General features: G+C 72.4%; 5 protein-coding genes and 1 pseudogene. 3 read left to right on the top strand and 3 right to left on the bottom strand.

The window, feature by feature from the left end:
* Positions 1-140 precede the first annotated feature (140 nt).
* Together ABT300_RS35910 and ABT300_RS35905 are read left to right on the top strand one after the other, a co-directional pair.
* Complete coding sequence (locus ABT300_RS35910) at positions 141-2,900, top strand: FtsX-like permease family protein (RefSeq protein WP_351685009.1); 2,760 nt, start codon at positions 141-143, stop codon at positions 2,898-2,900.
* 121 nt (positions 2,901-3,021) lie between these two features.
* The gene (locus tag ABT300_RS35905) at positions 3,022-3,978 is read left to right on the top strand and encodes an ABC transporter ATP-binding protein (protein WP_351685007.1); all 957 of its coding nucleotides are present in this window, start codon (positions 3,022-3,024) and stop codon (positions 3,976-3,978) included.
* An 84-nt stretch (positions 3,979-4,062) separates the two neighbouring features.
* Here ABT300_RS35905 and ABT300_RS35900 read toward each other — a convergent pair whose 3' ends face one another.
* The 3 genes from ABT300_RS35900 to ABT300_RS35890 all read right to left on the bottom strand — a co-directional run bounded on the left by ABT300_RS35900 (position 4,063) and on the right by ABT300_RS35890 (position 10,282).
* A complete protein-coding gene (locus ABT300_RS35900; RefSeq protein ID WP_351685005.1) occupies positions 4,063-4,788 on the bottom strand; it encodes an ABC transporter ATP-binding protein in 726 nt (241 codons plus the stop codon).
* Positions 4,789-4,881: 93 nt separating this feature from the next.
* Positions 4,882-6,390: a DUF4246 domain-containing protein gene (locus ABT300_RS35895; protein ID WP_351685002.1), complete on the bottom strand. Its 1,509-nt coding sequence runs from the start codon at positions 6,388-6,390 to the stop codon at positions 4,882-4,884.
* A gap of 220 nt (positions 6,391-6,610) precedes the next feature.
* Positions 6,611-10,282 (bottom strand): LamG-like jellyroll fold domain-containing protein, encoded by a 3,672-nt coding sequence (locus ABT300_RS35890; protein WP_351684999.1) that lies wholly within the window; start codon positions 10,280-10,282, stop codon positions 6,611-6,613.
* A gap of 575 nt (positions 10,283-10,857) precedes the next feature.
* Between ABT300_RS35890 and ABT300_RS35885 the strand changes: the two are divergent.
* Positions 10,858-11,540 (top strand): annotated as a pseudogene (locus tag ABT300_RS35885) (hypothetical protein); the annotation flags it as partial.

Below are 11,540 nucleotides of genomic sequence, written 5' to 3'. Positions count from 1 at the left end.
GCCCGATCTGCTCGTGGTACTGCCGCCGCTGCGGGTGGCCGCCCTGGTGGCGGCCGTGGCCGCCGTCCCGGTCGTCGTCGTGGCGCTGCTGACGCTGCGACAGGCCGACACGGTGCAGGCGCTGCGCGAGGGGGAGTGACATGGTGATCCCGTTCAGACGCCCGAAGCGTGCCGTCGCCCCATGGGTGCGCACCCGCCTGCGGTCCGCCCCCGGCGCCGCGCTCGCACTCGCGCTGCTGGTGGCGGTGACCGCCTGCCTGGCCGCCGCGTTCCCCCGCGCCCTGGAGCGGTACGAGGACGCCGGCCTGCGCCACTCCGTCGAACAGGTGCCCCACTTCCGGAGCGTCGTCAGCCTGACCGCCCCGGCCCCGCTGCCGAACCTGCCCCAGGAGCAGCGCGAGCAGGCACTGCGCCCCGCCACCGTGCAGCGCGACTACGACAGCATCCTCGGCGCGGTCCGGCGCCCCTTCGTCCCCGACCCCGCCCAGTCCTCCTACGGCGTGGTCACCTCCCTCAACCAGCCGGTGCCCGAGCCCTGGCTGCCCCGGCCGAGCGGGCTGCCCGCCCGGGTCGCCCTCGTCGCCCAGGCGGGACTGGCCGACCACGCCCGGCTGAGCGAGGGCCGTCTGCCCCGTACGTCCGGCACCGTCACCACGACGACGCCCGAGGTCGAGGCGGCGGTCAGCGCGGACACCGCCAAGAGCCTGCACATCACCCTGGGGTCGGTCCTGCACGTCCCCGGAGCGGGCCGGGACGCGCTCGCCGTCCGGGTCACGGGAATCGTCGAACCCCGCGACCGGGCGGGCGCCTACTGGGCGACGGACACCCTGCTGCGCACGCCCGTGCTGATGCGAGTGGCGCCCGTCGACCCGGAGTCGCCCCGGTACTGGCTCGGCGCCCTGCTGCTGCCGCCCGAGGCCGCCCCCGCGCTGCTGGGCACCGAGGGCAGGCCCTACCGCTACTGGCGGCTGGCCCCCGACCCGCACACCCTGCGCCACCGTGACCTGGGCGCTCTCGAGTCCGCACTCGCCGCCCTGGTGTCGGGCCCCGGCCTGCAGCAGATCCGCACGGCCACCGACCCCCTCATGGACGCCGACACCGGCCTCGACGACGTGCTCGGCTCCTACTCCCGCCTGCACGCCGGCGTCTCCCCGCTGATCGCGGTCGCGGCGTTCGGCAGCGGCACGGTCGCCGCCGTCGTCATGGCGCTCGCGGCCGGCCTCGCCGCCGACCGCCGCCGCACCGAACTGGCCCTGCTGCGCGCCCGAGGCGCCTCGCTGTCCGGCCTCGCCGCCCGCCTGCTCGCGGAGACGGCGGTGCTCGCCGTCCCGTCCGGGGCACTCGGCCTGGCCGTGGCGCTGTGGGCCCTCCCCGGCGCCCGGACCCTGCCCGCCGTACTGGCCGCCCTCGCGTGCACGGTGTTCGCCTGCGTCGCACTGCCCCTGCGCGGGGCGGCCGCCCACCGACTCGTCCGCGTCCCCGCCCTCCGCCAGGACGTGACGTCCACGCGACCGTCCCGGCGGCGCACGGTCGCGGAGCTGACGCTGGTGACGGTCGCCGCCGGCGCGGTGGTCACCCTGCGTCGGCAGGGCACGTCCGGCGGGTCGGGCGATCAGCTGATCTCGGCGGCGCCCGTGCTGGTCGGGGCGATCGCCGCGCTGCTCCTGGTCCGCCTCTACCCCCTTCCGCTGCGCGGCCTGGCCGGACCGGCCGGCCGCACGCGCGGAGTGGTGGGCCATCTGGCCCTGGCCCGGGCCGGCCGCGGTTCCGCGTCCGCGGCACTGCCCCTGCTCGCCCTGCTCACCGCCCTCACCACGGCCTCGTTCGGCGGCTCCGTCCTGGCGGGCATCGGCGAGACCCGGGACCACTCGGCGCTCCTCGCCGTCGGGGCCGACGCCCGCGTGGAGGCGACCGTGAACCCCCTGCCCGCGGGACTGGCCGACCGGGTGCGCCGCGTCTCCGGCGTGCGGGACGCGGCGGCGGTGAGCATCGCCTACGACGCGAAGCCGAACGACGGCCGCCAGTCCGTGCCCCTGGTGGGCGTGGACCCCGCCGGCTACGCGGACCTGACGAGGCGCACCGGGCTCGGCGCCTTCTCCGCAGGAGACGTGAAGAAGAGCCCGGGGGAGCCGGGGGCCGGCGCCGTGCTGCCCGCCGTGGCCTCCCCGCGGGTCGCCGACGCCCACGGCTCGTCGCCGTTCCCCGTCACCCTGGAGGACGGCAGCAGCGTCACCGTCCGCGTCGCCCTCGTCAGGGACATCACCCCCGCCGTGCCGGGAGCCGACTTCCTGGTGGTGGACCGCGCCGGACTCGACGCCACGGCGGCCGAACCGACGACGCTGCTGGTGACGGGCCCCGAAGTGGACGGCCGTGCGCTGCGCGAGGCGGTCGGGGACGCGGCGTCGGTCCGCCTCAGGGCCGACGAACGGGCCCGCTACGTCGACTCCCCGCTCCAGTCCGGAGTGGAGCACCTCTACACCGCGGCGGTGGCGGCAGGCGCCGGCTACGCCGTGCTCGCGCTGCTCCTGTCACTCCTGCGCGCCGCTCCCGAGCGCGTCGCCCTGCTCGCCCGCCTGCGCACCATGGGCCTCACCCGCGCACAGGGCCGCCGCCTGCTCGTCCTGGAGTCCCTGCCCCAGGCCCTGCTCGCCGCGACTGGCGGCGTCCTGACGGGCTGGTGCGCGATCCGCCTGCTCGCCCCCGGCATGGACCTGACCGCGGCGGCCCTGCCGCCCTCGGCCGCGCCCCTGGAACAGACCCTGCTCAACCCCGACCCCTGGTCCCTGACCGTGCCGACGCTGGCCGTGGTGGCGATGACGGTGGGAATCGCCGGCGTACAGGCGTGGTGGGCGGGGAGGAGAGGCGCGGTGCGGGAGCTGAGAGCAGGCGACGCCCGGTGAGTGAGAGCAGACGACGCCAGGTGAGAAGGACAGCCCCCTGCGCCCCCGGCGGCCGCCGCCCGCACGCGTCGGCCCGGCGCGCACACCCGGCCGGTCGCGGCCCCCACGTCCAAGGAGCCAGATGACGACGAATCCCACCCTCGCCGAACTGACCGACGACGCGACCGCCACCCGCGCCAGGCCCGCGTACGGTCACGACGCCCTGATCACCTGCGACCGTCTGGTCCGCATCTTCTCGGCGGACGGCGTGGAGGTACAGGCCCTCCAGGGCCTCGACCTGCTCGTCCGCGAGGGCGAACTCATGGCCCTGGTGGGCGCCTCGGGCAGCGGCAAGTCCACCCTGATGAACATCCTGGCGGGCCTGGACACCCCCACCGCCGGCGTGGCCCGGGTGGCCGGCCACGACCTGCTGGCCATGACCGCGAAGGACCGCCTGCACTACCGGCGCAAGGCGGTCGGCTTCATCTGGCAGCAGACCTCCCGCAACCTGCTGCCGTATCTCACCGCGGCCCAGAACGTCGCCCTGCCCCTCCAACTGGCGGGCGGGCGGCGCCGCTCCCGGGCTCGCGCCGAACGCGCCCTGGAACTGCTGGAGTTGCTCCAGGTCGCCGACTGCCGCGACCGCCGCCCGCAGGAGATGTCCGGCGGTCAGCAGCAGCGGGTCGCGATAGCGGTGGCCCTCGCGTGCGACCCGGCGGTGCTGCTCGCCGACGAACCGACCGGCGAGCTGGACTCCCACACCGCCGAGCAGATCTTCGCCGCCTTCCGCACGGCGAACGAGGAACTGGGCACCACGATCGTCATCGTCACCCACGACCGCGCCGTGGCCACCGAGGTCCGCCGCACCGTCGCCATCCGCGACGGCCGCACCTCCACGGAGGTCCTGCGCCGCAGCGAGGTCGACGAGGCCACCGGACACGAGACGTTGGTCGCCCGCGAGTACGCGATGCTCGACCGGGCCGGCCGTCTGCAGTTGCCCGCCGAGTACACGAGGGCCCTCGGCATGCGCGACCGGGTGGCGCTGGATCTGGAGGAGGACCACATCACCGTATGGCCGGACGACAGCGGGCACAGCTGATCACCGGCCGTCACCGGACGGCGGGCAGGCGGGCGGCTCGACGCCTCCCCGCGCGGTGACGGCCGACCGGCGACGGTGCGTCCGTCAGGTGACGGGCGACGGCTCGGCCCGCTCGCTCGTCTCGTCCCGTATCTCGCCGTCGCGCAGCTCCAGCACCCGGTCGGCCAGGTCGAGCAGCGTCGCGTCGTGGGTGGCCACCAGAGCGGTGACGTTCTCGCTGCGCACGACCGCCCTCAGCAGTTGCATCACCGCATGGCCGGTCTCCGCGTCGAGCTGGCCGGTGGGCTCGTCCGCGATCAGCAGCGAGGGGTTGTTGGCCAGCGCCCGGGCGATGGCGACCCGCTGCTGCTGACCGCCGGAGAGCTCCCCGGGCCGCTGGGCCGCGTGGTCGGCGAGGCCCACCAGGGACAGCAGCAGCTCGACCCGCTCCTCGCGCTCGCGCACGGCGGCCCGGCGCATGCGCATCGGCACGCCCACGTTCTCCGCGGCGGTGAGGATCGGGATGAGGCCGAAGGACTGGAAGACGAAGCCGATCCGGTCCCGGCGCAGCCCCAGCAGGCCGTCCTCGCCGAGCTCCGACAGGTCGAGGCCGTCCACAGTGACCCGACCCCGGTCCGGCGTGTCGAGTCCTCCGACGATGTTCAGCAGCGTGGTCTTCCCGGAGCCCGAGCGACCCTTGAGCGCGACGATCTCACCGCGCGGGATGTCGAACGACACCCCGCGCAGGGCGTGGACGGCGGCGGCTCCCTGGCCGTACGACTTGTGGACGTTCTCGACGCGCACCATGGTCCCGGTGACGACCTGGCTCATCTGCTCTCCCTTGATCCCCTGTGGGCAGGGCGTCAGTATCGCGGCCCTGCGCCCGGCACTCAATGCCTCCCCGGCTCCGGCGCGCGATCCCGGTCAGTGCTCGCAGAGGGAGAATTCCCGTTCGAAGAGCTGCTCGTTGTGTTCGTCGACGAAGAACTTGCGTTCCTGCATGAGCTGTTCGCGGAAGTTCTCGGCCTGTTCGAGCGTCATGGTCGAGGTGTCCGACCACGGTTGCTGAGGCGGCACATCGGATGTGGAGACGATGGTCTGTGACGGATCGACCAGGAAGAACGCGAGGATCTTGCGGTGTCCCGGCCGGGCGGCGTCCGTGAGGCGGAACGATCCGACACGGTGTTGCAGGACGTTCGGGAACGCCAGGCACCGGCCCGCCGGGGTCGAAGCCGATCCCAGCGGCTGGTTCAGCGCGTCCTCGTCCTCCAGGCCGAACACCTCACGCAGGCCGTTGTCGTCGTTCTGCTCGTAGTGCGGATCGTCGAGTGCCGCCCGGAAGCTCAGCCGGCTGTCGGTGATGTTCTCACTGTCCCAGTAGTAGATGCCGGTCGACACGATCCGCTCGTTCATCATCCCCTCGACATGCCAGGAGCCGCCCGGGTACTCGGGCTTGTCCGGAGTGAGGTGAATGGCGGCGAGCTTGACGATGACCTGGAGACGCCGGCCGCGCAGGTCGACCCGGGCGGAGGCGTCGGGCGACTCGGGCGGGGTGAACGCCGGTGCGTCCGGGACGATCGGGCGGCGGTTCTCCCACCAGTGCTCGTGGGCCTCCGTCCATGCCTCCCGGGCGTCCGCGTACGACCCGGCATCGGGGTAGGCCGCCCTGTCCGGGTATTCCGGCTCCGAGTCGTACCACCCGTAGGGATCGACCTCGATCCGCAGGGGCCGTGGATGACGCAGATCGGTGAGCACGTTCTCGAACAGGGGGCGCAGGCGCGCGAACAGGTCCGGCAGGACGGCGGCCAGTTCACGATGGGTCTCGGGATGGACGTTGTTGACGTACGAACGGAAGGTGACGTGGCCGTCGTCACTGACGTCCACGTCCGTCGGCAGCCACTGGAACCTCTCCGAGAACTCGTGCTTCGAGTAGCTGTTCGTCGGGTTCCGCCAGGCCTGCTCCGGGGCCCCGCTCACTTCTCTCACCAGACAGAACATCGAGGGATGCACCAGATCCAGCACCTGGCCGTCGGATCCGGGATGCCAGTCCTGTTCGGCTTCGGGGACCTGCTCCAGAACCCGCACGGCCTCGCGCAGGCGGGACCTGAGCCCGTCGTCGACCAGCGCGTCCGACTGCCACACCCCGTCGACGGCGGACACCTCGACGCCGGTTCGGGCGTCGCGCAGTGCGGCGTAGTGCCGGAGCTCGGCGAGCACGTAACGGACCTGCGCTTCGGTGAGGCCCTGGTCGACCGCTTCCCGCGTCCATCTGGCGACGATGTCGGCGTCGTTCACCTTGAGGAACCATTGCGGCTTGGCCCGGATGAGCGAGCTGCACTGCATCATCTGGACTTCCCGCAGGGTGCGGGGCTTCGCGAGCGCCATGGAGCCAGAAGCGTGGAAGGGCAGCGGGAAAGCAGACAGGCCTGACAACTCTCGTGATCCTCAGGGTCGGTGGGCAGAGGCGGGAAGAATACTTCAGCCCACCGACAACACGGCCCTGGCCCCGTTTGCGCTGGTCCGGGCGTCGACGGCGAAGCGCCCGGGGCCGTCGGCGCGACGGGCCCCGGGCGCCTGGCGACGGTGTCAGCGGGCGGCGTCGCCCCGCCGTCCGGCGATCGCGCGCGCCGTGCCGGCGCTGACGCGGCTCACCTCATCGCACCTCCTTCGCGTACGGCGCCACCACGATCCGGTCGATCAACGGCGCGTACCGGGAGCGGAGCAGCACGCCGGGGAAGGTGTCCGAGGCGTAGGTGGCGCCGTCGAAGTTCGGGAGTTCCTCGGAGCGGAAGGTGAGTGTGTTGCGGCCCTTCTCGAGCTGGACGGGGACGGTCAGCTCCCAGAATTCGTTCTGGTGGAAGGTGTGCGGGAAGAAGACCCGCCGGGTCTCGCCGCCGTTGACGGTCAGGTCGGCGTGCCGGGTGAGCGGGTCCGGGTTGTAGTGGGTGGCCGGCGACTGTTCGGGGTTGGAGTAGCGGATGCGCAGTGCGTGCAGGCCGGGCTTGTCCGCGGTGACGGTGAACGTGGCGGTGTTGCCGTTGCCGGGGTCGCCGCCGATGCCGCTGATCGCGGTGCCGCCGGTGGCCAGGGTGAGCGGGCTGAGGGCGGCCGAGCCGGCGAGCCGGGCGTCCTGAGCCTCGTACGTGCGCGACCTGAGGGCGCCGTCGGTCGGGGTGACCGTGAGGCGGTCGACCAGGGTGACCCCCGAACCGCCGGTCACCGTCACCTTGTTGACGCCGCCGGAGAGGGAGACGGCGACGCTGCGTGCGTGCTTGTCCAGACGCAGGACGTCGTGCCCGTTGACGGAGACACGGGCGTCCGCGCCGCCGAGGGCGCCGATCTCGAGGGTCGCCTCACGGTCGGCGGGGGAGTAGACCCAGAACGTGGCGGTTCCCTTCTTCGGGATCCGGGCGGCGCCGGAGCCGGTGGCCGCCCGCTCCGGCAGGTCGTAGACGGGACGCGAACCGCCGCCGAGCCAGGCCAGTTCGCCCTCGTACACCTGCGTGCCGGCGGAGGCGTCCGGCAGGGACAGGGTCAGCCGGTCCACGATGGCGTCGCCCTTGGTGGCGCGCCTGCCGTCGAGGCTCTTCGCGGCGAGCGTCACGATGTGCTTGCCCTTGGTGAGCCTGACCTTGGTGTCGCTGTGGTCCCACACCACCCACTTGTAGCCGAGCGGCAGGTACAGCTCCTGCTCGCTGTCCGCCGCGCCGTCCACCCGCAGGAACACGTTGGTGGGCCCCTGCTCCTCGATCTTGTCGTAGGTGTTGAGGGAGTTGGCGAAGACGCTCAGGTCGTAGGCGCCGTCTTCCGGCACGTCCACGGGGAAGTCGAGTGCGACGTCCGAGCCGGTGCGCAGGCCGCCCACGTCGTAGCCGCCGGACGTGTAGAACTTCGACACGTCGCTCGTCGAGCCCTCGGGGCCGTTCTTCGAGTAGCCGGAGCCGGTGTGGGCGGCGTCCTCGGCCTCGTACGAGCCCTGCCAGCGCACGGGCGCGGACTGCGCAGCCCTCGCCTTCCCGGCCGGGCTGAGGACGATCTCGTACGCCGAGGACTCCTTGAGCGGCGGCAGGGTGCCGTCGCCGAAGTCGACGGACACGGCGCCGTCGGCGCCGACCTTCAGGTTCGTCTCCGCGAGCAGCTTCGGACCGGGGCTGTCGCCGATCTGGCCGCTCCACTCGATCTCGCGGATCCAGGCGTGGACGCTCTTGCCGAAGACCTTCTTCGGGATGCCGGCGAAGGTGATGTGGCCTTTTCCGGTGGAGCCGCCGAAGAGCAGCCGCGCCTGCTTCTTCTGCTCGTCGAGGGCCGCGACGCCCTGCATGGTGTAGTTCCGGCCGGGGAAGGGCGGGGCGACCGTGACGGTGTGGCCGCTCATGGAGGCGTACGAATGCAGCAGCCACCACTGCCCGTTGCCGCGGTTGGACTGGACGGCGGAGTCGGAGAGGTTGCCGTCGATGTTCCAGTACGCGATGTCGGCGTCCACCTTGGACTCCTCGATCGCGGAGACCCACTGGATCATCTGGCCGGGGACGGACGTGTGGTAGTTGAAGGCGTACTCGTTGATGTTGACGGGCAGGCGGGCGCCTTCCCGGGCGGTTCCCTTGAACAGGTCCTTCTCCCAGGCCCGGTAGGTGGCGACGCTGGCGCGCACGGCCTCCGGGTGGCTCAGTTCGTGCCAGGTGATCACGTCCGGGAGGGTGCCGGCGGCGAGGGTGTGCGTGAGGAAGCCCTTCACCTGGTCGTACAGGATGCTGGTGTTGGGGCCGGCGATGCGGGCGTCGGGCATCCTGCCCTTGATGAGCTTGTACGCGGAGTCCCACGCGGCGAAGAAGGCGGCGGGCGAGTTCAGCCAGCTGACCTTGTCGTAACTCCACTCGCCGGTGCCGAACATGTTGCCCTCGGGCTCGTTGAACGGCACGAAGACGATGTTGTCCTGGTACCGCTTCGGCAGCCGCAGCACCTGGTCGACCTGCTTGGCGATCTTCTCCTCGTACAGCTTCACCTTCTCCGCGGGGGTCTCGCCCGGCCACTCGTACGGGAACCCGCGGTGGATGTCGGTCATGTAGATGTACACATCGCCGTCGGTGGAGTCGGCCAGTGGCCCGACCACCTCCAGAGCGTCGGCTCCCGGGTGTTGGGGGCCGTCCTGCGCCTTGGTGGAGACCGTGCGCAGGCCCATGCCTTCGATGAGGTTGTCGGTGGGGACGTCCGGTCCGTACACGCCGTAGAGGGTGCCGGAGGCGCCGCCGTGGAAGGCTCCGGTGTCCGAGCCGAGGTCGACGGTCAGTTCGCCTTCGCGGACCACCGTGACGGCGGCCGTGACCCGGCGCCCGGCCGCCGTGCCCGCAGTCGTGAACGTGCCGGGCCGGGCGTACGCGCTCGGCGGCACGGCGTCCCAGACGATCGGGGTGTCACGGTCGTAGCCGTCGGAATAGGAGGAGCGGACCGCGGGAGGGAGGGGCGGGGCCGTCCCCGTGGTGGTCCGGACGTCGAAGGACGTCTGCGACAGCGCCTGGAGCGTGGGGACTTCGCCCACCACGCCCGCCACCTGCTCGGCGCTGAGCGCCGAGTGCCACACCGTGAAGTCGTCGATCGCGCCCTTGAGGAGCGGATCGGGGTAGAAGGACTTTCCGATGTAGCCGGCGGCCGTGGCCGAACCGTCCAGCAGGTCCTTGGCCTTGACGCTCGTCGCGGAGGAGGAGACCGCGACGCCGTCGAGGTAGGTGGTGACCTTTCCGGCCGTGGTGTCGAGGGTGACCGTGACCGTGCGCCAGGAGTCGGCGGGGAGCGCCGCGTACCCGGAGACCTGGGCCTCCGCGCCGCCTCCGCCGGTGGTCACGGCGGTGCGCAGCACTCCGCCGTTGTTGGACGGGGTGGTGAAGAGGTACTTCGTGGTGTCGGCGCCCAGGTCGAAGATCCGCTGCCAGGACGATGTGTCGTTTCCCCACTTCACGCGGGCGGACACCGTCAGGTCGGTGGCGTCGCCGAGCACTTCACGGGGCAGGCGCACGTAGGCGCCGTCGGAGGCGGGCGCCCCGCCGGGCAGGGCGAGCGCCCTGCCGCCGTCCGCTCCTTCGACGGCCCGAGCGGTGGCGCCGTTGACGAGGCTCGCCGTCAGGCCGTTGCCGGAGCTGTCGGCGATCTTTCCGGAGGCGAGGTCGTCCTCGTTGAACGTGTAGCGGGCCGTGGGCTGGGGTGCCTCGGCTGCCTGTGCGGGCACGGCCGGAGCGGCCAGCAGGCCCGCGCCGAGGGCCAGGGCCGCGGCGGCGGACGCTCGGCGGCGGCCCGGACTGTCGGCGGATGACGCGGATGACGCGGATGACATGGACTGCGTCCTCAATCCTGTGAGTTACGGTCCCGGTCGGCCCGCGCCGGCCCGTGGCAGCCGGCCCTCTGCCGGGCCGCTGAACAGGACCCGGTGGCGCGCGACGTCGAATCGGTTCGATGTCGCGGTCCCCGGAGGGCGGGGGCTTCCCGGGGGCGGGCCGGCGCCGGGCACGGCAACAGGTCGTGGGGGGTGGACTCGGGTCGTCGGAAGGATCACTCCATCGAATCGGTTCGCAGGAAGCTAACACCGGTGAATTCCCGCAGCAATACCCCGGACGCAAGGAGAGCCGGGGAGCGGGATGGATCGTGCGGATTGTCCTGCTGCGGGGCGAGACGCCCTGTATCAGGTGCGCGCGACCGTTCGGCGGGGGCGACGTCGAACCGGTTCGATTCCATGGGTGTCGTGAGGACGCGCGAGTTCAGGGGATGTTGTGCGTGTCCGCGAGTTCAGGGGGGTGTAAGTGTGAGCGAGTCCAGGGAGGTCGTGAGTGTGCGCCCCGCGCGCTCCCCCTGCGCCACTTCGCACCCCTGAGCCCCAGGAACCGACGGCCGCCTCCCAGCCCTCCTGAGGGCATGTTCCCGAAGCAGCGGACCCCGTTCGGCATCGTGCTCAGGGCGAACCTGCGGCGGCAGGCCGGTCCGGCGGCCGCGTTCGTCGTGGCCGGAGCGATGGTGTCCGTGGTCTGGGACGGACTGTACGCCCGGGGCATGTGGCGGGACACGGGCTGGGTCTCCATCGGTGAGCTGTGCGGACTGTCCGCGAGGACGGTCGGCGTGGGCTTCGCGGTACTGCTGGCTGGATGGCAGGGCGGGTCGGCTCGACGCGACGACGCCGACTGGGCCGCGCAGACGTCCGCCCGAAGCGGTGCGGCCCGGGAGTCGATGGGGCTGGCCTCCGGAGTCCTGTGGCCGTTGGCCGGCTATCTGCTGGCCATGACCGTCATGGTGTCGTCGCCCTTTCCGCAGGAGCCCGCGGGCCGGGCGCCGCTCGACACGATGGCCGTCGGCGGGGCGATGATCGCGGCGTACTCATGCCTGGCATACCTGATCGGGCGGACGGCGCCGCTGCGGAGTGCGCCCCTGATCGCGGCCGCGGCGGCGGTGGTCCTGTCCGTGTCCCCCTGTGGCGAGCCGCTGATCGCTCCCTACACGCGTCTTCGGTTCACGTACACCGGGGACGCGGTCCCGGGAGCCGACGCGTACACGCTCTCCCTCGACCAGGTCGCCGACCGCGCCCAGCAGGCCTGGGAGCTGGG

It is taken from the genome of Streptomyces sp. NPDC001027, assembly GCF_040299045.1.
Classification (GTDB): Bacteria; Actinomycetota; Actinomycetes; order Streptomycetales; family Streptomycetaceae; genus Streptomyces.
Note: the sequence above shows the minus strand (reverse complement) of the source record. Positions and strands in the feature narration are given on the sequence as shown.